The 25,026-nt window shown below is 49.6% G+C and carries 26 protein-coding genes; 8 read left to right on the plus strand and 18 right to left on the minus strand.

Annotated features, from left to right (window positions below; all coding sequences use genetic code 11):
• Positions 1–77 precede the first annotated feature (77 nt).
• A complete protein-coding gene (locus tag T496_RS0107000; RefSeq protein WP_027450119.1) occupies positions 78–572 on the minus strand; it encodes an HDIG domain-containing metalloprotein in 495 nt (164 codons plus the stop codon).
• Positions 573–576: 4 nt separating this feature from the next.
• A complete protein-coding gene (locus T496_RS0107005) occupies positions 577–2,355 on the minus strand; it encodes a biotin/lipoyl-binding protein (RefSeq protein WP_027450120.1) in 1,779 nt (592 codons plus the stop codon).
• A gap of 215 nt (positions 2,356–2,570) precedes the next feature.
• Between T496_RS0107005 and T496_RS0107010 the strand changes: the two genes are divergently transcribed.
• On the plus strand, positions 2,571–3,338 hold the full coding sequence (locus T496_RS0107010) for a lipocalin-like domain-containing protein (RefSeq protein WP_027450121.1): 768 nt from the start codon (positions 2,571–2,573) through the stop codon (positions 3,336–3,338).
• Positions 3,339–3,445: 107 nt separating this feature from the next.
• On the opposite strand, the gene queF is transcribed toward T496_RS0107010, so the two are convergent.
• From queF to T496_RS0107040, 6 genes are all read right to left on the minus strand, one after another.
• A complete protein-coding gene (gene queF, locus T496_RS0107015) occupies positions 3,446–3,910 on the minus strand; it encodes a preQ(1) synthase (RefSeq protein WP_044110793.1) in 465 nt (154 codons plus the stop codon).
• Positions 3,910–4,599 (minus strand): queuosine precursor transporter, encoded by a 690-nt coding sequence (locus tag T496_RS0107020; RefSeq protein ID WP_027450123.1) that lies wholly within the window; start codon positions 4,597–4,599, stop codon positions 3,910–3,912. Before T496_RS0107020 ends, queF begins: the two co-directional genes overlap by 1 nt.
• Positions 4,600–4,671: 72 nt before the next feature.
• Complete coding sequence (locus T496_RS0107025) at positions 4,672–5,754, minus strand: hypothetical protein (protein ID WP_155808736.1); 1,083 nt, start codon at positions 5,752–5,754, stop codon at positions 4,672–4,674.
• Between the two features lie 31 nt (positions 5,755–5,785).
• Complete coding sequence (locus T496_RS0107030) at positions 5,786–6,226, minus strand: RNA-binding S4 domain-containing protein (RefSeq protein WP_027450125.1); 441 nt, start codon at positions 6,224–6,226, stop codon at positions 5,786–5,788.
• 11 nt (positions 6,227–6,237) lie between these two features.
• The gene (pth, locus tag T496_RS0107035; RefSeq protein ID WP_027450126.1) at positions 6,238–6,828 is read right to left on the minus strand and encodes an aminoacyl-tRNA hydrolase; all 591 of its coding nucleotides are present in this window, start codon (positions 6,826–6,828) and stop codon (positions 6,238–6,240) included.
• A gap of 11 nt (positions 6,829–6,839) precedes the next feature.
• Positions 6,840–7,436: a 50S ribosomal protein L25/general stress protein Ctc gene (locus tag T496_RS0107040; RefSeq protein WP_027450127.1), complete on the minus strand. Its 597-nt coding sequence runs from the start codon at positions 7,434–7,436 to the stop codon at positions 6,840–6,842.
• Between the two features lie 207 nt (positions 7,437–7,643).
• On the opposite strand from T496_RS0107040, the gene nusB reads away from it, so the two are divergent.
• The 5 genes from nusB (at position 7,644) to T496_RS0107065 (ending at position 10,930) form a co-directional block, all read left to right on the plus strand.
• Positions 7,644–8,594 carry a transcription antitermination factor NusB gene (nusB, locus tag T496_RS0107045; RefSeq protein ID WP_027450128.1) on the plus strand — a complete coding sequence of 317 codons (951 nt, stop codon included), beginning with the start codon at positions 7,644–7,646 and terminating at the stop codon, positions 8,592–8,594.
• Between the two features lie 26 nt (positions 8,595–8,620).
• Complete coding sequence (gene yajC / locus T496_RS0107050; RefSeq protein WP_027450129.1) at positions 8,621–8,944, plus strand: preprotein translocase subunit YajC; 324 nt, start codon at positions 8,621–8,623, stop codon at positions 8,942–8,944.
• Positions 8,945–9,068: 124 nt separating this feature from the next.
• On the plus strand, positions 9,069–9,932 hold the full coding sequence (locus tag T496_RS0107055; RefSeq protein ID WP_231478021.1) for a CdaR family protein: 864 nt from the start codon (positions 9,069–9,071) through the stop codon (positions 9,930–9,932).
• Entirely contained in the window at positions 9,929–10,477 is a 549-nt protein-coding gene (coaE, locus tag T496_RS0107060) for a dephospho-CoA kinase (RefSeq protein WP_027450131.1), read from the plus strand. The genes T496_RS0107055 and coaE overlap by 4 nt, the downstream gene beginning before the upstream one ends.
• A gap of 12 nt (positions 10,478–10,489) precedes the next feature.
• Positions 10,490–10,930: a DUF5606 family protein gene (locus T496_RS0107065; protein WP_027450132.1), complete on the plus strand. Its 441-nt coding sequence runs from the start codon at positions 10,490–10,492 to the stop codon at positions 10,928–10,930.
• Positions 10,931–10,987: 57 nt separating this feature from the next.
• Here the strand turns inward: T496_RS0107065 and T496_RS0107070 are convergent, their stop codons facing one another.
• Entirely contained in the window at positions 10,988–14,020 is a 3,033-nt protein-coding gene (locus T496_RS0107070) for an outer membrane beta-barrel protein (protein WP_027450133.1), read from the minus strand.
• 117 nt (positions 14,021–14,137) lie between these two features.
• Between T496_RS0107070 and aroB the strand changes: the two genes are divergently transcribed.
• Entirely contained in the window at positions 14,138–15,184 is a 1,047-nt protein-coding gene (gene aroB, locus T496_RS0107075) for a 3-dehydroquinate synthase (protein ID WP_027450134.1), read from the plus strand.
• Here aroB and T496_RS0107080 read toward each other — a convergent pair.
• The 6 genes from T496_RS0107080 to T496_RS0107105 all read right to left on the minus strand — a co-directional run bounded on the left by T496_RS0107080 (position 15,158) and on the right by T496_RS0107105 (position 19,777).
• Positions 15,158–16,126, minus strand: coding sequence for an AMP-binding protein (locus tag T496_RS0107080; RefSeq protein WP_027450135.1), 969 nt, complete (start codon positions 16,124–16,126; stop codon positions 15,158–15,160). The two genes, aroB and T496_RS0107080, sit on opposite strands and share 27 nt — an antisense overlap.
• The gene (gene menC, locus T496_RS0107085; protein WP_027450136.1) at positions 16,105–17,118 is read right to left on the minus strand and encodes an o-succinylbenzoate synthase; all 1,014 of its coding nucleotides are present in this window, start codon (positions 17,116–17,118) and stop codon (positions 16,105–16,107) included. Before menC ends, T496_RS0107080 begins: the two co-directional genes overlap by 22 nt.
• Positions 17,115–17,972: a 1,4-dihydroxy-2-naphthoyl-CoA synthase gene (gene menB / locus T496_RS0107090; protein WP_027450137.1), complete on the minus strand. Its 858-nt coding sequence runs from the start codon at positions 17,970–17,972 to the stop codon at positions 17,115–17,117. Before menB ends, menC begins: the two co-directional genes overlap by 4 nt.
• A gap of 84 nt (positions 17,973–18,056) precedes the next feature.
• Complete coding sequence (locus T496_RS0107095; protein WP_027450138.1) at positions 18,057–18,644, minus strand: superoxide dismutase; 588 nt, start codon at positions 18,642–18,644, stop codon at positions 18,057–18,059.
• Positions 18,645–18,762: 118 nt separating this feature from the next.
• Positions 18,763–19,233, minus strand: a complete 471-nt coding sequence (locus T496_RS0107100) for a hypothetical protein (RefSeq protein WP_155808738.1) — start codon at positions 19,231–19,233, stop codon at positions 18,763–18,765.
• Between the two features lie 28 nt (positions 19,234–19,261).
• Positions 19,262–19,777, minus strand: coding sequence for an STM3941 family protein (locus tag T496_RS0107105; protein ID WP_155808740.1), 516 nt, complete (start codon positions 19,775–19,777; stop codon positions 19,262–19,264).
• 493 nt (positions 19,778–20,270) lie between these two features.
• On the opposite strand from T496_RS0107105, the gene T496_RS0107110 reads away from it, so the two are divergent.
• On the plus strand, positions 20,271–21,956 hold the full coding sequence (locus T496_RS0107110; protein ID WP_027450141.1) for a nucleoside kinase: 1,686 nt from the start codon (positions 20,271–20,273) through the stop codon (positions 21,954–21,956).
• A 76-nt stretch (positions 21,957–22,032) separates the two neighbouring features.
• Here T496_RS0107110 and menD read toward each other — a convergent pair whose 3' ends face one another.
• Genes menD through T496_RS0107125 form a run of 3 tightly spaced genes read right to left on the minus strand, consistent with a single transcriptional unit; the run spans position 22,033 to position 25,024 of the window.
• On the minus strand, positions 22,033–23,544 hold the full coding sequence (gene menD / locus T496_RS0107115; RefSeq protein WP_027450142.1) for a 2-succinyl-5-enolpyruvyl-6-hydroxy-3-cyclohexene-1-carboxylate synthase: 1,512 nt from the start codon (positions 23,542–23,544) through the stop codon (positions 22,033–22,035).
• Complete coding sequence (locus tag T496_RS0107120) at positions 23,520–24,617, minus strand: isochorismate synthase (RefSeq protein ID WP_027450143.1); 1,098 nt, start codon at positions 24,615–24,617, stop codon at positions 23,520–23,522. Before T496_RS0107120 ends, menD begins: the two co-directional genes overlap by 25 nt.
• Positions 24,614–25,024, minus strand: coding sequence for a PaaI family thioesterase (locus T496_RS0107125; protein ID WP_027450144.1), 411 nt, complete (start codon positions 25,022–25,024; stop codon positions 24,614–24,616). Before T496_RS0107125 ends, T496_RS0107120 begins: the two co-directional genes overlap by 4 nt.
• Positions 25,025–25,026: the final 2 nt, after the last annotated feature.

Consider the following 25,026-nt stretch of genomic DNA (forward strand, 5'->3'; position numbering starts at 1 on the left):
TGCAAAGATACGAAAAAGTTGAGAGTTAGAGGATAAGAGTTATGAGTTTTTTGACGTACGACGCATTATTTTACGCTTTATTCAAACATTTTGGCCCAGCCAAGAAACTTTTCGACGCCTTCATGACCAAAGCGTTCCAAACTCTGAGCGGCCTGATCGACGGTAAGCACGCGCTCGGGATGTGATTTTGAATAAAACTTGTCGGCATAGCACACCAACTGCTCTTCAAGGGTCTCGGGTTCAAAACCGGGCAGTCCGGTACCGGTATGTCGTTCGCAGACGCGAGCGTGGCGTTCGAAACCGAGTTGGCGCAACAAGCGTCCGCCAATCTGACCATGCTCGATATAGGGGGCTTCGCCCATGCAGTAGATAGAGGGTGCATGGCACCAGCGGATGCCGATGTCGTGGAGCATGGCTGCCTCTTCCACAAACTGTACGTCGAGCGACAACTCGGGATGCTGGCGACAGATAGCCAGACTGCGATCGGCCACCTGACGAGAATGAAAAAGCAGAAGACGACGCAACTGGTCATCTTCTGCATAATACTGATTTATAATTGATTGATAGTCCACTTCCTTACTTGGCATCGCGCTCTATCCAAGCCAGCACATCGCCCTTGCGGACCTTTGCGCCCTGCTTGACACCAACCTCAACAAGTTTACCACCGAGTGCTGCGGGGATGGGCACAATCTCGCCCCATTTCTCCATCAGGTAGCAGAAGGTCTGACCCTCTTGGTACTTCTGACCGATGAATGGTTCGAGACAAGGTGCACACTCGCCCTCGCCATTGAACTCGTAGAAAATCTGACCGGCAGAAGGACTTACCAATGCGTCGGCCTTAGCATGCTTGAAGGCTGCCAGCTCCTCAGCGCTCAGCTGGGTGCCGAGTTTTGCATCCTTAGCCTTCTGGAGGTCTGCCAGGAACTGCTTCTTGGCCTGACCACTCTTGTAGGCACGATACTGCTCGGGGTGCATGGCCAGCTCGAAGAGTTCCTCGTTGTCCTTACCGTAGTCCCAACCGTTCTCGTCCATTTCCTTCTTGAAACCATCGAGGGCATTCTCGAGCAAGGTGTGAGGATCCACATCGGTGAACTCACGCTTCTGCTGCTTAGCCAGCTCAACGAGCTCGGGATCAACAGTGCCAGGAATCTTACCACTCTTACCGAGAATCATACCCCACATAGCGTCGTCCATCATCACGAAGCGACCCTTGCCCTGCTCGATGGTGAGGAGGTTCATCAGGGCAATGTTCTTGGTATATTGAGAGAATGGTGTTACCAATGGGGGATAACCTACGCGTGGCCATACATACTCAACCTCATTGAAGAGCTTCACAAGCATGTCGTCCATGGTCAGCTCGGCCTCGCCCTTCTGAGCACGAATCTTGTTGATCATGGTCTGGATGCCACCAAGGTCGGCCATCATAGAACCCATCATGCCACCAGGCAGTCCGCAACCCAACAGGAGTGAAGACATGTGCTTGTTGGCAGGATTGATAAAGTAGCCCAGCCACTCGTCGATGAACTCCTGAGTGAGCGTACGTGCCTGCATATAGGCATTCATGTTAATCTCAGGAACATCGAAGCCCTCGTTCTTCAGCATAGACTGAACAGAGATGATATCGGGATGAACCTTACCCCATGACAGAGGCTCGATGGCGGTATCGATGATGTCGGCACCATTGTTACATACCTCGAGGATAGAAGCCATAGACAGACCAGGACCTGAGTGACCATGATACTGGATGATAATATCGGGGTGCTTGGTCTTGATGGCCTTGGTCAGAGCACCCAGCATAGCGGGCTGACCAATACCGGCCATATCCTTCAGACAGATTTCCTCGGCACCAGCAGCAATCACTTCGTCGGCAATATTTGAATAGTACTCAACGGTGTGAACGGGTGAGTTGGTGATACAAAGGGTGGCCTGAGGAATCATACCTGCAGCCTTGGCCCATTTGATAGAAGGAATGATATTACGTGTGTCGTTCAGACCACAGAAAATACGGGGGATATCAACACCCTGAGCCTTCTTGACCTTATACATCAGCTCACGAACATCGTCGGGCACAGGATACATGCGCAGTGCATTCAAACCGCGATCCAACATGTGGGTTTGGATGCCTGCCTCGTTGAATGGCTTACAGAAAGCACGTACGGCATCGTTAGGATTCTCACCTGCCATGAGGTTCACCTGCTCGAAAGCGCCACCATTGGTCTCAACGCGAGCAAAGCATCCCATCTCGATGATGACGGGAGCAATGCGCTCCAACTGATCCTTGCGTGGCTGGAACTTACCAGATGACTGCCACATGTCACGGTACACAAGACTAAACTTGATTTTCTTTTTTCCCATAGATTTATCAAATAGATTTTATCAAATATTTCGGTACTAAAAATTAAAATTGGTGCAAAGGTACTAAAGAGTTGGGAGTTAAGGACCTCGCAGATAAAGTAATTTGTACCATTTAACGTTTTTTTACTGAATGACAATAAAAAAATATCACATTAGCTATACTTTAACTGCCAACTTTTCATTACCTTTGCCCACAAAACTAGCATTCATAGATAATGAAACAGAAAGTTCTATCATTCGCATTGCTGCTGACCATCGGATGTTTCGTGGCTTGCGGCACAAGCAAAGAGAAAATAAGCAACGAGGAAGAGGAAGTGGTGTTCACCAGAATAGAAGGTGACTCTACCATCTATGGTATGGCTTGCGATGGATGCAACGACACCATCGTGGTCTATCTGGAGACGCCCTACTCAGGATCAGACCCCGACACACTGAATATTCTCGAGGCTTCGAAACAGCACAAGATTTTCGGCCACCCACGTATCGGCGACAAGCTGGCCATTGTACGCAATGGCGTTGACACGACCAAGGCCGACATGGTGATTGTGACCGAAGACCTGCAGGGCAACTGGTGCTACAAGGTGCTCCCCACCCTACGCATGCGTGCTGATATGGAAGGACACACCATCAAGCAGAAGATAAGCCAATTGCCAGACACGATTGTCAAACTGCTGAAAGTGGAGCGCGAGTATGGCATCAGCATCAAGGCCGACAATGTGGCTTTCCCCATTGGTATGAGCAGAGGAAAGGCTACCAGCGATGAGGAATCGCCCGTGGAATACCCTAAACTGAAGTTTTACAACGAATGGTTTATCTATAACGGTAAAATCGTATTTCGCAGCGTAAGGCCCGACTCCCTGGGACAGCAGCAGGTTTTGCTGAGCGACACTGCCGACTTGGAGATGCTGACTCCCGACACTTTGGTCTTCCGATTTGCTGAAGGCTTGAGAGGTTACTACAAGAAAGTCAAGGAAGAGAATTGATAGAATGAGAAATAACAAAAACAAGCGTGGCCTCCATGGGAAGTCACGCTTGTTTCTTTTATATAGTTTCTATTATAGCCTTGTTAATGTAACCTTTCAGCTATTAACTATATGCATTGATGCTGCATGAGGCGCTGTTCGGCCAACTTCTCGTACTTAGTACCGGGCTTACCATAGTTAGCATATGGATAGATGCTGATGCCACCACGGGGGGTGAACAGGCCGACAACCTCAATATACTTAGGTTCCATCAACTTCACCAAATCTTTCATGATGACATTCACACAGTCTTCATGGAAATCGCCGTGATTGCGGAACGAGAAGAGATAGAGCTTCAGACTCTTCGACTCTACCATTCGCTCGGCAGGGATATACATAATCTTGATTTCTGCAAAGTCGGGCTGGCCTGTGATAGGACACAACGAAGTGAACTCAGGACAGTTGAACTGCACCCAATAGTCGTTGTCGGGATGCTTATTAACAAAAGTCTCTAGCACCTCAGGGGCGTAGTCGCTACGATATTCGGTCTTCTTACCAAGGGCTTGAAGACCCTCTGTCTCTCTTGTTGCCATTATTCTTTCAGTTTAAAAATGTTGTAATTGATGTCACGATCGAAGACATCTTCGTGGTCGTGAGCTTTTGTAAATTTCACCACACGGATGGTCACAGGAAGAACCAGAATCTCATAGACGGTCTTCAAGGTCACCTGAGTGATAACAAGCGAGGGCATCTCTTCCCAGGGGATAACGCCTCCTAAGGCTAAGGGGAAGAAGATGAGAGAATCGGTCAGCTCGCCAAAGACTGTACTTAGCACAGCACGAGCAGAGAAGTTTTGTCCGTTGGACGACAGTTTCATACGACTCATCACATAGGCATTGACGAACGAGCCGCAGAGGAATGCCAGAAAAGAGGCTGCTGCAATACGGGGTGCCAATCCGAAAATCTGATGGAAGCCCTCTTCACCATGCCAATAGGGTGCTCCGGGAATCCAGTCGGCAATGGCACCAAAAAGCACAAAGAGGAAGTTCATGGCGAAGCCCATCCAGATGAGCAGACGCGTGCGGCTATAGCCCCATACTTCGCACACCACATCATTGATAATATAACTGACAGGGAACACAATGAGTCCTGCCGTCATATTCATCGGACCAAACGATATCTGTTTGGTTTCCAAAACGTTTGCCGTTATCAGACAAACACAGAACAGTATGCCGTAGAACATAAACAGCACACTGATTCGCTGATTCTTGTTTGTTTCCATAATCTTGTTTTGTTTGTCGCGAGCCTATGCTCCGCGAGAGGGGGTTTAGCAAGTACCCCTATTATTTAAAAATTAATATTCGAAGTCGTACACAACCGTGTCGCCACCAGTGGTGCTCACCGTCATTCGACTGATGCTCTTATCCGCATTCAGCAGCACTTCTACTGTCTGATGACGTGTGGCCGAAGCGACCTCACTGAGAACACTCGTATGACGAGCATAGCGGAAGAGCGACATCAGCAAATAAGGGTCGCAATGGTCAATACCCTCCACAAGCTGGTTGACATCTACCGTCTGGCAGCGATTGTCCACATTGCTATACTTAGGCATCACCTTTTCACGAAGATCACCATTAGCATACTGATATACGCTGTCGGCCACATGCATACTGTCGGGCGCAAGCGAACGGCCGTTGACGTAGTAGGTAGCAGCATTAACCACCTTACCGCTCTTATGATGTTCGTAGCTGAAAGCAGTATTAATAGGAAGATAATAGTACTTATTCTTCACCATGTAATAGCCGATAGTATCGGTAGAAGACTTCAATGAATAAGGCTGAAAATCAGGAGAATACGTACAAGAATACGTTTCCTCGTTATCATAAACCACCAGCGAACTGTCTCTGTCGTTATAGTTCAGCGTCACACTGCGAAGCTGAGTGCCGTTCTTTGACATTGTGAGGTTGATCGGACGAAAGAGGTTGTCGTAGCTGAACTCAAAAAGACTACCATCGCTGCCAGTAATTTTCTTCACCGCAGGTGCGTTGCCCAAAGAGCCATCACCGCGAGTGGCATGCTGAATATAGTAGAATATGCTGGCCACATCAGGATGCTCTACGTCGAAGAAACGAACCATACACTGGCGACTCTTACCAGTGGTATTCTGATCAAAAGATACGGGAATGCGATATATCACGTTGCCCTTTCCCTCCGTCAGTCCCAGACGAGTCCAACTGCCGTCAGAAAGTGATACGCCCCATTTACCATAACTAAACATCACCACTGAGTCAACAGTAGTGTTGGCATAGACGCCATTATTCAGATAACGAGGACGAGCAAAGTTGATGCCCGCACTATACGGATCTTTGTCGTCGAAACACGAAGTCATCATCATCAAGATGGCCATTGCTCCTAGAATTAGCTTTCCTATTTTCATTGTTTTTAATGATTAAATAATTGGTAAATTGTTAGACTTCTTCATCATCATCGTCATCGTCCCAACTATCGAAATCGAAGGCGCCATACCCCTCGAGCGAAGGGGTTACAAAGGCATCCATGGCACGACGGTCTTTCTTCGTGGGGCGTCCGGTACCACGAGCTCTATCCACGAATCCGCTGATGCGGTTCATCTCCAACAGCTCGTATTGGTCTTGTGGTGTGATATTCTCGTATATACCCGGTATGAGCTTGGCACCGACACGCTGTTCGATGGTCTTCAGAATTCTGAAAGAATAGGTAACCGGTGGCTTACGCACACTGATGACGTCGCCCTCTTTCACCATTCGCGAGGGTTTCACCAACACATTGTTCACCCCAACGCGCCCATTCTTGCAGGCATCGGCAGCAATACTTCTTGTCTTAAAGATACGTGCAGCCCAAAGCCATTTGTCTATTCTTGCCTCACCCATACGTTGACAGATTATTCGCTTTTTGTTTTTGCTCTTTTTCCCAGTTTGTTATACTGGTTCATCGTGATGTCAATACCAGCCAGCACAAAGCTCTTGATAATGTCCACAGCCAGGTCGATACTGGGTTGCAGTTCCTTCTGCTCTTCCTCAGAATAGCGTCCCAGCACCCAGTCTATCTGTCCGCCACGGGCATATTCATTGCCAATACCCATACGCAGACGTGCATAGTTCTGACCTATCAGCTGCTGGATATGTCCCAAGCCGTTGTGCCCACCATTCGAGCCATTACCCTTCAGGCGGAAGTCGCCCAACGGCAGCGCCACATCGTCGCTAATCACGAGCAGACGCTTCTGGTCGATATTCTCTTTGGTTAGCCAGTAGCGTACAGCATTACCACTCAGGTTCATGTAGGTGGAAGGTTTCAAAAGAAACACCTTACGCCCCTTGAGCGTAGTCTCTGCCACGAAACCATAGCGTTTGTCTTCAAAACAGATATTGGATGCTTTCGCAAAAGCATCCAATACCATAAAGCCAGTATTGTGGCGGGTTAAGTCGTATTCATCGCCGACATTACCCAAGCCAACAATTAAGTACTTGTCCATTTCTCCTGATATTATTCAGCAGCAGCGGCAGCAGCAGCCTTAGAAGCACGAGTCTCCTTAACTGAGCATACAACTACCTGAGCAGGAGTAGCCAACTTCAAACCGTCGAAGCTCAACTCACCAACCTTGATAGCCTTACCCAGACCGAGGTTTGTAACGTCAACGTTGAGGATCTCAGGAATCTGCTTATAAGGAGCGGTAACGTCAATCTTGCGGATGCTGAGGTTCAGCTTACCACCGTCACGTACACCCTGAGCCAGACCGTTCAGCTTAACAGGAATACCTACAGTGATATCCTTCTGGTCGTTAACCTCATAGAAGTCAGCGTGCAGCAGAGCGTCGCTTGTGGGGTGGAACTGCAACTCCTTAACGATTGCCTTGCGCTCCTTACCATCGATGTTGATGTTTACAACATAAACGTGAGGAGTGTAAACAACCTTACGAAGCTCAGACATAGGAGCAGTGAAAGACAGTGCTACGGGCAGACCATTCTCACCCTTTGTTTCACCATACAGATTGCAGGGAACGAGACCCTCCTTGCGCAGCATCTTTGAGGCTTTCTTGCCTAAGGCCTCGCGCACCTGGCCATTGATTGAAATCTCTTTCATAACAATAAATGTGTTACTCTAAATTAAGTTGTTAAATAAAAATTAATTAGACTTAATTCGCCATCACACGAAAAAAGCGGTGCAAAGGTACAAATAATTTATGAAATACAATTCAACGAGCATGTTTTTTTTCAAAAAAAGGACGTTTTACTTGTATAATAGAGGAAAAATGCCTAAATTTGCATCCGATAAAATGACAATATAAAGATGATTAACAGAGAAATCATACGTATTAAGATTGTTCAGTTAACCTACGCGTACTATCAAAACGGTAACAAGAACATTGACAGTGCAGAAAAAGAACTCTTCTTTAGTCTCTCAAAGGCTTATGATTTATACAATCATTTGCTGTCGCTGATGGTGGCCATCACCAAGGAGTCACGTCGCCGACTGGAGATTCTTCAAGCTAAAGCTGAGCGTGAGGGAACAGAGGCTCCATCACAGAAGTTCGCCTACAACCGTTTTGCCATTCAACTGGAAAACAACCATCAACTGAACGAATTTCAGGAAACACAGAAGCATGCCTGGGCCGATTACCCAGAATTTATTGGAAAGATGTTCGAGAAGATCGAACAGAGTCAGATTTATCAGGAGTACATGGAAAGCACAGAAGACAGCTATGCCAACGACCGTGAGTTGTGGCGCCGTCTGTATCGTGCCCTGATTGAAGACAATGAAGACCTGGATGCCATTTTCGAGGAGCAGAGTCTTTATTGGAACGACGACAAAAACGTTGTTGACACCTTCGTACTGAAGACCATCAAGCGTTTCGACGAGAAGAATGGTGATGCCCAGACTCTGCTGCCCGAGTACGATTCGGAGGAAGAGAAGGACTATGCACGCAAATTGTTCCGCGCCACCATCCTGAACGCCGACGAATATCAGCGCTTCATGAGCGAGGCATCTCGCAACTGGGATTTCTCTCGCCTTGCTTATATGGACGTCATCATCATGCAGATAGCTATTGCCGAGATGATGACCTTCCCCAGCATTCCCGTTTCTGTAACCATCAACGAGTATGTAGAGCTGGCTAAGTTCTACTCTACCCCACGCAGTGCTGGCTACATCAATGGTATGCTCGACGCCATTGCTCGACACCTGGTAAGCACAGGCCGACTGATGAAGCCCATCGAGAACAGAGAAACAAACAATGACTAACCAATTTTTATTATTACCATAAGATTATGACCAATATCGTTTTAGTTGCACAGGCTGGTGCACAGCAGGGTGGCATGATGATGCCCATCTTGATGATTGTGGCTATGTTTGCCATCATGTATTTCTTTATGTTCCGTCCTCAGCAGAAGAGACAGAAAGAGATTCAGAAGTTCCAGAACGAGTTGACCGAAGGAACAGCTGTTGTGACTGGTGGTGGTATCTATGGCACCGTCAAGAGCATAGACCTGGCAAAGAACACCGTCGAGGTGAAGATTGCACGCGATGTAGTCATCACCGTTGACAAGAGCTTTGTGTTCAAAGATATGGCAAACCTGCCTTTGCAGAAGTAAACCAAGCACATTGAGCCCATCTCATATTTTCCGCACAGCCAGTCATTTCCAGTTTAGCAAGGCTAACAGGGAATTTCTGGTTTTTCTTGCTTTCTTTGCGTTAGCAGGTATTTTTTGGCTACTCATGACGCTCGATGTTCAATACGAGCAAGAGTTAAAGATACCCGTTCGCTACGTCAACGTGCCCAAGAATGCCGTCATCACCTCGAACGAGATTGACACCGTGAGGGTTGTGGTAGGCGACAAAGGCATCACGCTGTTGGCACTGCTCTATGGCAACAGCGACAAGTGTATCGATATTGACTTCGACAACTTTGCCAGAAGCAACGGTACAGGTGTCATTACCAACAGCGATCTTCAAAAACTCATCAGCAAAACATTACCTGCTTCTTCAAGGATTGTCAGTGTGAAACCCGAGAAGCTGGTGTTCTATTATAACTATGGTGAGAAGAAGAAGGTGCCCGTCCGCATCCAAGGACAAGTTATCCCCGAGCCCCTTTATTTCATTTCCGAGACCAGGTACTCGCCAGACTCCGTCACCATCTATGCTTCCAGAAAGAAGTTGGACAGCATTTCGGTGGTATATACAGAAGAGCTGCACTACGAGAACTTCCACGACACACTCACCATCGAAACAAACCTGGCCCGCCTGTCGGGTGTTAAAATGGTGCCCAACAAGGTTTCCGTTTGCTTTATCACCGATGTACTGACAGAAGAGAGCATCGACAACATTCCCATCATAGGCATCAACATGCCTGAAGGCAAAGTGCTGCGCACCTTCCCCGCTAAGGTCAAAATCACGTTTGTCACCGGTATGAAAGACTTCCAGTCGCTGACCCCCGACGATTTCCTTGTGGTGGCCGACTACGAGGAGTTCAGTCGTAGCGAATCGACGAAGTGCAACATATACCTGAAGAAGGTACCCACAGCCATCCAGCAGGCCAAGCTGAGTGTTAACCAAGTGGACTATCTGATTGAAGAGCAATGAGAATAGGAATCACAGGAGGCATCGGGAGCGGCAAGAGTTTTGTATGCCAGCTACTGAAGCAGCGAGGAATAGAAGTTTACGACTGTGACAGTGCAGCCAAACGGTTGATGCGCACTTCTGCCCCACTCCGCCAACAGCTCACAACGCTGATAGGTCCCAACACCTATCTCGAGGATGGTAGTCTCAACAAGGCTGCCGTAGCACAGTTTCTCTTGGCCTCCGAAGCAAACGCCAAAGCCATAGATGGCATTGTTCACCCCGCCGTCTTCGCTGATTACGAGAAGAGCGGCATCGACTGGATAGAGAGTGCAATTCTCTTTGAGTCGGGCCTTGACAAGCTGCTGGACAAGGTTGTCGTCGTGACAGCTCCGGAGGAAGTCCGCATCAGGCGCGTCATGCAGCGCGATCACATCAGCGAGGCGAAGGCCAAGGAATGGATAGCCCGACAACTACCGCAAGAGACGGTGAGAGCCAGAGCCGATTATGAAATTATCAACGACGGGGAAACACCCCTCGAACCACAAATAGACAATTTAATTAAATAAACAAGAAGAAATATGCAACAGACCATTTTAGCAATTGCCGGCAAGCCCGGACTCTACAAATTAGTATCACGTGCCAAGAACAGCCTGATTGTGGAAGCACTCGATGCCACCCATCGTCGTCAGCCTGCCTTCGGCACCGACCGCATCACTTCTTTGGCCGACATCGCCATGTACACCGAGACAGACGATGTGCCCTTGATGGATGTGCTGGACAACATGAAGAAGCTGGAAGATGGCAAGAAGTCTTCTGTAGATTATAAGAAGGCCAGCGGCGACGAGCTGCGCGAGTATTTCGGCAAGGTGCTGCCCGAGTTCGACCGCGAGCGCGTGCAGACCAGCCACATCAAGAAGCTGATTCAGTGGTACAACATCCTCATCGAGAATGGCATCACCGACTTCAAAGAGGAGATGAAACCTACAGAGGGTGACAACATTGACGATAGAAAAGAATAATCTTTCTAAGAAACATAAAAAAGGCACGGACTTCAACATCCGTGCCTTTTTTGTATCTTAGAACATTCGTGGACCACCGAATCCGCCACCAGGACGTCCGCTGCCACCACCGAATCCGCCGCGGTTGCCACGGCGTCCTTCACCGCCAGGACCGCCACCACCATTACGCATGCCCTGTCGTGCCTCCTTGGTGCCAAACAGGTTCAGGCGATAGTTCACGCGCAGCATCACGTAGCTGTTGATAGCGTTGGTCTCCGTGTCCGAACGCATCATCGCGTTCAGCGTGCGTGAGAAGCTAGACAACTGTCCCAGTATGTCATAGAACTCCAGGCGCACAGACAGCGGGTTGCCTTTCAGGAAGCTCTGTGAGATCTGTGCATTCCATATCAGTTCGTTGGTGTTCATCGATGCATCGCTATAGCCACGACGTGAACTCATGTTCAGATTGGTGGTGAGCTGCATGCCCCAAGGCAACTGAGCGGTGGTATTGAAACCATAGCTAAAGTTCCAGGTATCCTGATTGCCCTGCTCCTGCAGCTTGTTGCGACCAAAGGTATAGTTGATCGAACCATTGGGTTCAAACTCAAACCAGTCGTTACGATAGCTAAATCCCAGTCGCTGCCCCAGCGAAGTCTGGTTCACAGCATTCTTCTGAATATTACCTTTCTGATTCACGTCCAGATAGCTCACACTGTGTGTATAGCCAGCCGTAGTGCGCGTGTTCATGTTGAAACTACCCAACGTATCAAGTGCCGTGTTAAACATAAACTCGCCACGTGCGTTCCAGTTGCCATTGATATTGTCGCGCGTAGAAGTGCGTCCGCCAGTCTCAGGATTATAGTAAACCTTGCTGGTCACGCTGTTACTTGTTGTCGAGAAGTTCAGGTTGGCAAACACGAAGCGTTGGTGCTTCTGATAGTAGTTGTTGAAACGCCAGCTGAAGTTCTGGGTGAACGAAGGTTTCAAGCCAGCATTACCAACCGTGACATTCAAGGGGTCGCTGTCGTCCCTGATTTCCAACAGGTCTGTCATCGAAGGCTGACTCGTCGAACCGCGATACTGGAAGCGCATCTGTCCCTGGTCCGAGATCTTCCAACGGAAGTTGGCTGTAGGACTCCAGTTCACCACCGTACGAGTGGTTGTACCATAGTCCACGCCCAGGTAGCGATACGAGAATTTCGATGTCTGCGGAATCAGCTGCAGTCCCACGTTGAAGTTATAGTCCTTGCGAATCATGCGCAGCATCACCTCGCCCGTGTGGATAAAGTTCTTATACTCCGAGAAGCGGCTCAGGTCATTGCTCAGATAGTCGTCCATTGTCTTACCGCTCTCCACCAGTTGTCCTAGGTTATGATCCCATTGGCGATACTGGAAGTTAAAGTCATCCAGCGAGAAAGGTTGTCCGGCGGCATTAGCCAGCGTAGGCCACTCACTGAAGTCGTAAGTAGAGCGATCACTCTTTGTATAACGATACTGGAAGTCGTAGCTCAACTGCAGATAGATGCGGTCGGCCACAGGCTCATTATAGGTCAGTCGAGCCGAGTAGTCATAGTTCTTCGTGGGAGTCACGTTATAACGGTTTCTGTAGTATTCGCTATAACTGCCACCATAAAGGTCCATTGTGGTCTTATACAAGTCCACCTCCTGCAGCGAGAGCGACTTTGAGTCACCGTCAGAGTAGTTGCCCGTCAGTCGCAGAGAGATGTTGCGTCCCAGCGAGTTCAGCTTGCGTGTCATTTGCAGTTCACCGCCAAAACGCGTGCTGTTGCTGTACGACAACGATGCATTGTCGCGACTGTTTACCAACAGCTCGTCGTCCGGATAGTTCGTTTTCAGATAGTTGATGGCATTCTGCAACTGTGCCCTGCTGTCCAGTGCGTAGTTCACATAGTTATAGGGATCCTGTGCAAAAGCTGCCGAGAACGATTGCGACAGTCCGTCGTTTCTGCTGATGCTGAACGAAGGACGGAAGTGGATGTTCGTCATCGTGTCGGGCGTCCACTCCACGCGAAAGTTACCGCTCCACGAGTTGCTGCGCGAATAGCCCTGGTTGACGCTGTTTGAGAAAGCGCCCGTCTTCGACACGAAGTTCTCTGTGGCCGTACGACTCCACGTGTCACCATCGTTGTGGTTCCAGCGCACGCCGCCATCCAACTTCAGCAGGTTCTTCTTCTCGTAGTTCATATTTACAGCAAACATCTTCGGTGCCTGCAGTCCCTGACCACCTCCGCCAAAGCGTCCGCCAGGACCGCCTCCGCCAAATCCACGGTCGCCCACATTGTTTGCGTTGGTGAATCCCATGATGCGGAAGTCATCCTTAAACGTCATACCCATCAGTCGGCCCGTGTAGCGCTCCTTGGTACCGATACCAAAGTCAGCATTGGCAAACGTGCCTCTGTTCATGCCGCGCTTCAGTCCGAAGTCCAGCACCATCTCCTCGTTGCCGTCGTCCACGCCCGTGATACGCGTCTGGTCGCTCTTTTCATCGTAAGCCTTCACGCGCTCAACGATAGACGTAGGCAGGTTCTTCATCGCCGTCTGCGTGTCGCCGGTCATAAACTCCTTACCGTCCACCTTAATTTTCTTCACCTCCTTGCCGTTGATGGTAATTTTTCCATCGTCGCTCAGTTCGGCACCGGGCAGGCGCTTTACCAATTCTTCGAGCACAGAGCCCTCGGGCGTCTTATACGCGCCCGCGTTATATATAATGGTGTCTTCTTTCGAATACACACGCGCCATGTTCTTCACAATTTCAGTACCTTTCAGCATGATGGCGTCCACCTGTATCTGCAGTGTCCCCATGTCGATGGGCTTCCCCGCCATGGTGATGGAGCGAAACAGCGACTTATAGCCCACATACGTGATGCGGAGCAAGTACTTACCATCCTTAGGGGCTGTCACCGAGAACTGTCCCATAGCGTCAGTCACCGTGTTGCCCACCAGCGTACTGTCGGTTTTCAACAAAGCCACAGTAGCCTGAATCACGGGGTCTTTCTCGTCGTCGATGACTTGTCCGCTTACAGAACGCTGCGCCTTAGCAGAGAGGGCCGTCGTCAAAAGTACGGCCATCAAAAGTATCAATTTTTTCATTTTGGGAATATTTATCCGTAAAACTTTAGTCTTTTGATGTTGCCGGGGCAAAAAAGTTTAATCGACAAAGAAAAAATTTGGATGTTTCGCAGAATTACCTTAACTTTGCAGACACTTATGGACAAGCAGAAAGTTATCATTTCCAATCATCTGGAACAAGTTTTAAGCGAAGCTATCCTTGCATGCAAGGCCGACCGCACCTTTATTCTCACCGACGAAACCACCCATCGTCTTTGTCTGCCACTTGTCAAGAACTTCAGTTGTCTGAAGGATGCTCAAGAGATTGTCATTGCCGCAGGCGACATCAACAAGTCGCTCGAGGCCGTCTCTCACGTATGGAGCAGTCTTCAACAGGGTGGTGCCTCGCGCCATTCGCTGATGGTCAACCTGGGTGGCGGCATGGTGACAGACCTTGGTGGCTTTGCTGCTTCCACCTTTAAACGCGGCATCCATTTCATCAACATACCCACCACGCTGCTTGCCATGGTCGATGCCTCTGTGGGTGGCAAGACGGGCATCAACTTCGGTGGTCTGAAAAACGAGATTGGCGTTTTCAACAATGCTGACTGCGTGATTCTGGACACCAACTTTCTGAAGACACTCGACACCGAGAACCTTCTTTCCGGCTATGCCGAGATGCTGAAGCACGGCCTGATTTCTACCGAGAAGCACTGGGCCGACCTGCTCAACTTCGACCTTGAAAATCTGGAGAAGTTGGGAGCCATCGTGGGCGAGAGCGTAGAGGTGAAACAGCGTATCGTCACCGAAGACCCCACCGAGAAAGGCATCCGCAAGGCGCTGAACCTAGGCCACACCGTGGGCCATGCGTTCGAGTCGCTAGCCTTGCAACGCCAGCCTGTGCTCCATGGCTATGCCGTGGCATGGGGATTGGTGTGCGAGCTCTACCTCAGCGTCGCCAAGACAGGCTTCCCTGTCGATAAGATGCGCCAGACGGTGAAGTTCATCTTCGACAACTACGGCCGCATGCCCATCACTTGCGACGACTATCCCACCCTCCTCGAACTGATGACCCACGACAAGAAGAACGTCGCAGGTCAGATCAACTTCACACTTTTAGGTGGCATAGGCGACATACGCATCAACCAGACGGCCACGAAAGAAGAAATCGAGGAAGCCTTAGATTTCTTTCGCGAGGGCTGCTAGGCGCTCTGCTTCTTTGCGAGCCGGCTTTCCCGTTTCCGTCATCGGTATCTGTTCCACATACTGATAGTAGCGTGGTTGCCAGTATTTCGGCAACACCTGTTGGCAGACGCTTCGCTGTGCATCTAGCTGTGTATCTTCTGTCAGCAGCACCAGTGCTTCGCCAAACTTCTCGTCCTTTCGCTTTGTGACGACAAAGGCTGCGCCAAGATGTGGCCGCAACAGTCGTTCCACCTCCTCAATCTGTATCTTGATACCGCCCGAGCACACCACGTTGTCTTTGCGTCCCAGTATGCGGAACTGCGATCCTCGCAGCTCCACAATATCGTTGGTGACCAGTGTTCCCTCATGCACCGCGGGCGCATCTATTGCCAGGCAGCCTTCACCTGTCTGCGCAATGCCTACGCCCTCTAGCGGTGTGTACCATTCGCTGGCATCCGCACCATTCAGTCGGCGCAGTGCAATGTGCGAGAGTGTCTCTGTCATGCCATAGGTGCTCCATACAGCATGTGGAAAAGTCTTCAGCTCTTGTGCAAGTGCATCGTCGATAGCACCGCCTCCGATAATCAGATGGCGCACACTTCTCAGCCTTTTTCTGCCCTCTTCTGTCTTCAGGAGGTTATACACCTGCATGGGTACCATCGCAGCAAAATCAATCTTTCCATTCCACGATGGACATCCTGTAGGTTTTTCAGCAACCAGTCGGAGTCCGCATGTCTGAGCGCGAACCACCATCATCTTGCCTGCTATATAGTCAAGCGACATGCAAAGCAGAGCTGTATCACCAGGTTTCAGTCCGAGAAAGTCACATGTGATACGAGCCGAAGCCTCCATGCGTTTCTTCTCCACCCACATCGGCTTCGGTTGTCCCGTGGAGCCACTGGTATGTACCAACACCGTCGGACTACTGTTATGCCACTCTTCTAAGAATTCTTCGAGATCCATAGCTTGTCGCCCTTTATCTCCAAAGGCATTGGAACATTATCTGTAAACAACATACCTGTGCCCAGTCCTTGAGGCATTGTCAATGGGAAGCTGCTAGCAAACTGTGCAATAGCATTCAGGCCGATATTACTTTCCAATGCCGATGTAATCCACCAGCCGATGCCCTCTTCTTTAGCTATATCTATCCATTCCCTACATCCCATCATGCCACCATGAAGCGAAGGCTTTAGCACAATGTAGGCAGGTTTGATGATGCGAAGCATCTGTCGTTTCATTTCAGGATCGTTCACGCCTATCAACTCCTCATCGAGCGCTATCGGCAATGGTGCATCCCTACACAGCTCAGCCATCTTCGCCCATTGTTTTTGTTTGATAGGTTGTTCAATGCTATGAATAGCATATTGAGAAAGAAGCTCCAACTGATAAAGAGCCTCATCAGGTTTGAAACCGCCATTAGCATCCAAGCGTAGTTCCACCTCACGATGTGAGAAACGTTCGCGAATACGCTTTACGAGGTCAAGTTCCTTATCAAAATCAATAGCGCCAACTTTCAACTTCACACAACGGAAGCCTTTTTGAAGTTTCTCATCCATACGTTTGAGCATCTCGTCGTAAGAGCCCATCCACACCAAGCCATTGATGGTGATACCTTCTTCCCCACGAGAGAAGGGCGTTTCGAAGAGAAGATCTGAATTCAAAGACAACTTTGCCGTTTCCAATCCAAAAAGCATGGAAGGATAGTCACGCATCTCCTCATAAGGAATGTCGCCAGTCAGTTCCATTTTGTCGCAGAACCCGCGCAACACCTTTTTATATATATGAGGTTCCAGCGCATCACAACTCAGATCAAGCAATGGTGCACATTCTCCAATGCCACTACGTTCTCCATCCGTGATGGTCACAAGCCAGGAAAGGCGCTCTGTGTAGATGCCCCTCGAGGTACCTGCAGGTTGTTTGAAATGAAACACCCGCTCTTCTATGTCTATCTTCATGGAATCTTTGGATATTGGTCAAAGTTTGGCTTACGCTTCTCAAGGAAAGCCTTTCCTCCCTCCTGAGCCTCGTCAAGGAAATAATAAAGCATGGTACAGTCGCCAGCCAATTGCTGGATACCAGCCTGTCCGTCGAGTTCAGCATTCAATCCTGCCTTAATCATTCGCAGAGCGATAGGCGAACGCTCCATCATGGTCTCTGCCCAACTAACACACTCATCTTCCAATTGCTCGATAGGTACGACCTTGTTTACCATACCCATCTCTTCAGCTTCCTTGGCAGAGTACTGTCGACACATAAACCAAATCTCACGTGCTTTTTTCTGACCAACGATGCGAGCCAGATAGCTGGAACCAAAGCCTGCATCGAAAGAACCCACCTTAGGACCTGTCTGTCCGAAGATAGCATTCTCTGAAGCAATCGTCAAATCGCACACCAAGTGAAGAACGTGTCCTCCACCAATGGCATAACCATTCACCATTGCAATGACGGGCTTGGGCAGTCGACGAATCTGCATCTGAACATCAAGAACACTCAGACGAGGCACACCTTCATCATCAATATAGCCACCACGCCCTTTTACATGCATGTCACCTCCTGAGCAAAAAGCATGTTTCACATCAGCCAGACTCTTTCCTTCTGGAACCTCACTCATTGCACCTGTCAGCAGCACCACACGAATGTTCTGCATCTCACGGCAGGCAGCAAATGCCTGACTCAGTTCCAGTGTCGTCTTGGGTGTGAACGCATTACGATAGCGCGGACGATTGATTGTGATTTTCGCGATGCCGTTATACTCTTCGAAGAGAATCTCCTCGAACTTCCTTATCTCTTTCCATTCTCTTTGTGCCATATTTCTTTTTTATTTTCAACGAGCAAAATTACAAAGAAAAAATGAGCAAACCATCAGGTTTGCCCACTTTCTTTTATTATTATACTAGAAATTATAACGACTCTCTATGACTTTCCAATCTATTATCTGCCAAAGAGCAGACAAATGATCGGGACGACGATTCTGATAATCAAGATAATAAGCATGTTCCCATACATCGAAAGTCAACAGTGGTTTTAGTCCTTTCTGAATGGGGTTGCCTGCATTCGTCTCCTGTGTGATAATGAGTTTGCCATCCTTATCGGCAGATAGCCATACCCATCCACTGCCAAAAAGGGTAGCACCTTTTTTCTGAAATTCGTCCTTAAATGACTCAAACGAACCAAAGTCACGCTTAATCGCCTCTGCTAAGGCACCAGCAGGTGCAGGCTTTGACTGGTTACCAGTAAACTGAGCGAAATACATTTCGTGATTCATAATCTGTCCGGCATTATTCTGCATACCACCACTTGACTTGCATACAATATCCTCTAAGGATGCCTCTTCAAATCCGCTGCCATCTAACAGACCATTCAGATTATTCACATAAGCAGCCAGGTGTTTGCCATGATGAAATTCCAAAGTCTGCTTACTAATCACTGTTCCCAGTGCATCCATTGCATAAGGCAATGCCATTAATTGAAATTTGCCCATAATCGTTTAATTTTAGGTTTAACGTAATATTTGGTTAATAGCGTATTTTCCCAAGTTCATGTTGCAAAGATACAAGAAAAACTTTATTTCACCAAACATTCCTTTATTAATATCAAACCTATTTTTTGATGTGCGAATCTATCTGTGCCGTAATCTCGCAGGCCAACCCGTAGTCATAGCCCACACGCAGACGAATGGTGGGATAGTCGGTATCTTTTATGCTGAGAATAACTGCACACTCATCTACCGTATAAGGCGTAGCCATGTTCTTTGGCATCACACCCACAAGGTCGCTAAGTTTCAACTCCACGCCAGAGATGATCATCACATCGATAGCATCATAAAACAAGATAAGCGATGGTATTTCATTGGCACGCGAGGCATTCAGCACCACCACGTCATCGGGTGCTCCATACTTCCGCTCCACTTCCTCCATTGTTGTATAGGTCACCCTCTGCACTTCCATGTTCTCCTTTCTGCTACCAATGAAATATGCAATTGGGAGCACCAGCAGCAACAATACATACGGTCCCAGATACATAGCTAGACAGAGAATTGCAACAACAGCAAGAATAATGTTTCGTTTCATACTACTTATATTTTAACAATTAGATTTTTCACGCCCGCTTTAGTCGCTCGTTCAGCAAGTCAAGGAGATCTTGCAGTTTCATGCTTGTACCATCAGTCGTAAGATGTTCTTGAGCTCCTGATAAACGTGAGTTTAACTTACGAAGCATACGTCCAAAGAAACTGGCATCTTCCATCTTCTGCATTTCCACATTAGGTTTGTAATGGATGGATATAAACTTCTGCCTCGTATTACTCATAGCGATTCTCACAATTTCAAAAGACTCCACATCAGAGAAGTTGACCACAAACGATTTAAAGCCGTTAACAATGACACACCTATCCGTAATTATCATATAGGGCTGATGAGTCAGGCGCTCCTTTATCGTTTGGTATGGGACAATAAGTAAGGCAACAACAAAGAACAACACACAAATGATGCCAATCAATTTATGACTAAAAAAAGGGTCATTAAACATCATAACACCAATATAGACAAACATGCAACTCCCTAAAGTAAGTGGAAGCATTCGCCACAAAGAGTGATAGATACGGATTTCTTTCATAATGATTATAGTTTTACGATTGGTGCGACAAAGATAATACTAAAAACTGAAACTGACAAAAGAAAGCAGGAAATTTAACGACACGGCATCGTGATAGTGGCACTATTGCAACGCAAAAGTGGCACTATTATCATGCAAAAGTGCCACTTTTGACATGCAATACTAACGCTTTTGGTTGCGTTCTAGACTCTAGAAATGGCAAATCTAGACTCTAGAATGGACGAATCTAGACTCTAGAATGAAGTAATCTAGACTCTAGAATGAAGTAATCTAGCCCCTAGAATGCGTGCAAGAGTTTAACTATGGCAAGTCGAAAACGTTAAAACTACGAAATAAAAGTAGAACTTTTGTGGCTAAATAGAATAAAAACTGTAACTTTGGCTTGCAGCCGAAGGTACTTGCGCTCGACAATAAAAACAAAAAAAAGCATTTTTATTTTGCATTGTCCTCGCTTATTCGTACCTTTGCACTAATACAATAACCGGTTATCCTTATGCTTCAAATTCGCTGTAAAAACAACAATGTGACCAAAAGTTTCCCTGAGGGAACCTCACTGATCGACGTCTATCAGGAGTTTGCCGACGACATCAAACTGCCCTACCCGGTGGTTTCGGCCAAGGTGAACAATGCCTCGCAAGGACTGAAATTCCGTCTGTATCAAAACCGTGACGTAGAGTTTCTGGATGCGCGCGCCGGCTCGGGCCACCGTGTATATGTGCGCTCGCTGTGCTTCCTGCTCTACAAGGCCACCCAGGACTTGTTTCCCGGGTCAAAGCTCTTCATAGAGCATGCCATTTCGCGTGGCTTCTACTGCAACTTCAAGAAGCGCACCAGCGAGCCACTGACCGAAGAGGACGTGGCGAACATTAAAAAGCGAATGCAGGAGATTGTGGGCCTCGACATGCCCTTCCGCCGCAACGAAGCAACGATAGAAGAGGCTGTACGCGTGTTCTCGGAACGCGGTTTCAGCGACAAGGTGAAACTGCTGGAAACTAGCGGACAGCTATACAGCGACTACTATACACTGGGCGACACACCCGACTACTACTACGGGCCGCTGGTGCCGTCGGCCAGCTATCTGAAGGTGTGGGACCTGCAAAGCTACGAGGACGGCATGCTGCTGCGCGTGCCCGACTGGAACGACCCCAGCAAGGTGGCTGAATATGTGGATATGCCCAAGACCTACAGCATGTTTGCCGAGAAGACGCGCTGGGACATCATCATGCGACTGTCGAATGCGGGCGATGTGAACAAGGCAATACTGAAGGGACATGCCTCGGACCTGATACAGGTGTCGGAAGCACTGCAAGAGAAGAAGATTGTGCAGATAGCCGAAGAGATTGAACGTCGCTTCCACCGCGAGGAGAAGCCCGTCAGACTGGTGCTCATCACGGGACCGTCGAGCTCGGGAAAGACCACGTTCTGCAAGCGACTGAGCATCCAGCTGCAGGCCTGCGGACTGCGTCCTATCTCGGTTTCGACCGACGATTACTTCGTGAACCGTCTGGACACGCCTAAGCTTCCAAACGGCGACTACGACTTTGACAATATCGAAACCGTGGACTATCGAATGCTGGAAGACCACCTGATAAGGCTGATGAAGGGTGAACGCGTAGAGGTGCCGGAATATAACTTCGTGACGGGCATGCGCGAATGGAATGGCAAGAAGCTGAAACTGTCTAACGACACGGTGCTGATTATTGAGGGCATTCACGCCCTGAACCCACAGCTGACCAAGAGCATCGACGACTCGGCCAAGTTCAAAATTTACATCTCGGCACTGACGAGCATCTCGCTGGACGACCACAACTGGATTCCAACGCAAGACAACCGACTGCTGCGCCGCATCATTCGCGACTATAACAAGGGTGCTTTCACGGCGCGCGAGACCATTGCGCAGTGGAAAAACGTGTGCGAAGCGGAAGATAAATGGATATTCCCCTATCAGGAGACGGCCGACGTGATGTTCAACTCGGCACTCAACATTGAGTTTGCCGTGCTGCGCACCCACGCGGAAATCATACTGGCCTCTGTGCCCAGAAACTGTCCGGAATATGCCGAGGCACACCGACTGATGAAGTTTATCCATCTGTTCCTGCCCATCAGCGACAAAGAAATACCACCTACGTCAATCATGCGAGAGTTCGTAGGTGGCTCGAGCTTTAAATATGTGCGTTAGAAGCCTCCCCCAGCCCCTCCGAAGGAGGGAAGCCATTCTCCAACTATGGACACGGTATGTTCACCCCATGAAAAAGCTACTGAGACAGCATCACTTCTAACAGCATAGGGCATTGACTATCGGCACTGACCAGCCAGTCGATGCCCTCTTTCATGCTATCCATATCGGTGGCCTGACGATAGGCCACACGGTTCTGACGGCAGATGCCTTCGGCCGTGGTTTGGTGCTGGGCTGCCACAAAACGGTCGCGGGCAGGACTCTGGTCGAGCCCAGGCAGGTTGTCGAAGATGACGCCCTTGCCGTTGTTCAGCAATAGGATGCGGAAGTTGCCCTTGAGGTTCTGGTTCCACAAGGCATTCTGGTCGTAGAAGAAACTGAGGTCGCCAATGACGCAGAAGACGCGATCATCGGTGACGCACGAGAAGCCGGCAGCTGTGGATAGCGACCCCTCGATGCCGTTCACACCGCGATTACAAAAGACCTTTGAGTGGGAATATATGTTAGCCAGACGAATGGCCATGCTGTTGGCATACTGTACCGTGGGCTGAGAGCCTGCTACTGTCTGCACCACTGAGCACTGCTGTTCGAAATACTTCACTGCGGCAGCCTGCGAATATGGCAATACCTCGGCTTCCTTCTGCTGGCGGACTTCTGTCAGCAACGATTGCCATTTCTGGACAAAGGGATGAGGCATCTCTTCCAGATTGAAGCGCACCAGGTCGGCCACCACCTCGGGGTCGCCCTGAACGACGTGGGTCAGATTCATGAAGGTGTCGTTCACCTCGCCCGTGAGGTTGACAGCCCACGTCTCTTTGGCCTTGCGCAGAAAGCGCTTCACGTGTTTGCTGACAATAGATCCACCGGTGTAAAGCACGAAATCGGGCACATAGGCCTCGTCGTCTTTCACCCGCAGCACAGCCTCTTCCAGCAGCGGGTTCATGGGTTGGCCCGCTATCAGCATGGGGCGCTGGGCCTGTAGAAACATGCGGCAGACGTGGGTCAGGGTGATATTGCTGGCTTCGGCAGGGGTGAAATCAATCTTGCGCTCGTCGGGAAGCAACGCCGTGGTGAAACTGAACAAGGGCTCGGAGATGGGCACATTGATATGCACGGGCCCCCGTTTCTCCATCAGGGCCTCGTTGACGAGGCGGTTGCAGTACCAGTGTTCTTCGTCGTCGCGGGGTTCCACCAGCGTCACAGCCTTCTTGACAAAGCGTCCAAGGGCATCGGGCTGTGGCAGTGTCTGTCCGTCGAGCTGGTCTATCCACTGCTGAGGACGGTCGGCCGAGACAACCACCAAGGGGCGATGCTGATAGAAAGCCTCGGCAACGGCCGGGGCGAGATTGAGCAACGCCGTGCCACTGGTGACACAGACAACTACGGGCTGCAGCAGGGCCTGGGTCATGCCCAGAGCATAGAAGCCAGCCGAGCGCTCGTCGGTGACGGGATAGCACTGTATGTCAGGACATTCGTTGAGGTTGTGCACGATGGCCGCATTGCGACTGCCGGGACACACCACCGCATGGCGAATGCCGTGCTTCACGAGCAATGCCGTGAGGATATTTACATTTTCTTTGTTGCAATACATTGTCTCATTGTTTCGAGTTTGGCCTCGGTCTCCAGCCATTCCTGTTCTTCCACGCTGTCTTTCAGCAGTCCGCCGCCGGCATAGAGGCGGTACTGGCCTTCGGCTATCTGCATGCAGCGCAGGGTGACATAGAGATGGGTGGCCGACTGAAGGTTGAGCGGACCCATGAAGCCGCTGTAGTAGCTGCGGGGGGTATGCTCATGTGTCTGGATGAAACGATAGGTCTCGGCCTTGGGAAGTCCGCAGACGGCAGGCGTGGGGTGCAACTGACTGATCAGGTTGCCCACGCAGTCACGGTCTACCAGGGTGAAGGTGAAGTCGCTGCGCAGGTGAACCAGGTTGGCAGCACGCACGGTTCGCGGCCCCTCCTCGCGGATGTCGGTGGCCTGATGACTCAGGCAGTCCATGATATAGCTGGCCACATAGCGCTGCTCCTGTATGTTCTTGTCGGACCACTGCACGCGCTCGCCCTCGCCATTGAGGTCGTCGCCCTCCAGTTTCATGGTGCCTGCCAGCGCCATGGTGTGCCATCGGTCGGCCTCGCCCTCGAGCAACACCTCGGGGGTTGCCGTGAGCCAATAGCCACTTTGGGGCGTATAGACCAGCGAGATAAACAGGCGTGGGTAGTACTCGCAGGCGCGAGCAAAGAGCTGAAGTGGGTCGGCATCGTCGGCAAAGGGCTGTTCGGCACAGCGGCTGAGCACGATTTTGCGGAAGCTTCCGTTGCGCAACTGCTCATGGAAGCAGGCAAAGTCGGCAGCATAGTTGGCACGCTCGGTGGCTGAAAGTGGCGCTTCTTCAACGGGAAAGTGGCACTTTACTGGCATAAAAGCGGCACTTTTCTCGGCGAAAAGGGGCACTATTCCAAGGGCATAGTTGCGGAAGGTCTGAACACGATCGGGACGGATAAGCAGCACGGGACAATCAGCGGTGGTCTGAAAGGGTGCCAACACAAATCCCTGGCGCCCGTTCAGGTCCTGCAATGAGGTGATTTCTGAGGGATTGCCTGTAGTTTGCTCCACCAAGGTAACCTCCTGCTGGTGGGGCAGTCTATAGAGTGCGAATGCTGTCATTTGCTCTTTATCACATAATTGGTGACACGAACATTCGAGATAAGGTCGCCAGCCGTATCCTTGATATCAACATTCCACACATGGAGCGTGCTGCCACGGTGCAGCAAACGGGCATAGGCGGTAACGGTGTCGCCCTCGGCAACTGCCTTGACATGGCTGCCGCTGACCTCGATGCCCACACAGGCACAACCAGGACAGAGCGATGACGAAGCCACACCGGCTACATTCTCGGCCAGAGCCAGCGAAGCGCCACCACTGAGGAAGCCAAAGGGCTGGCGGTTGCGCTCGTCAACTTTCATACGGGCCATACACGTATCGTCCTCGGGTGTGGAGAAGAACTCCATCCCGAGGGCGGTACTTAAATTGGGTTTTGAACTGATTATCTGATTAATCTTGTCAACGTTCATTG

Origin of the sequence: Xylanibacter brevis P6B11 (assembly GCF_000621825.1) — a bacterium.
In the GTDB taxonomy this organism is placed as follows: domain Bacteria; phylum Bacteroidota; class Bacteroidia; order Bacteroidales; family Bacteroidaceae; genus Prevotella; species Prevotella brevis.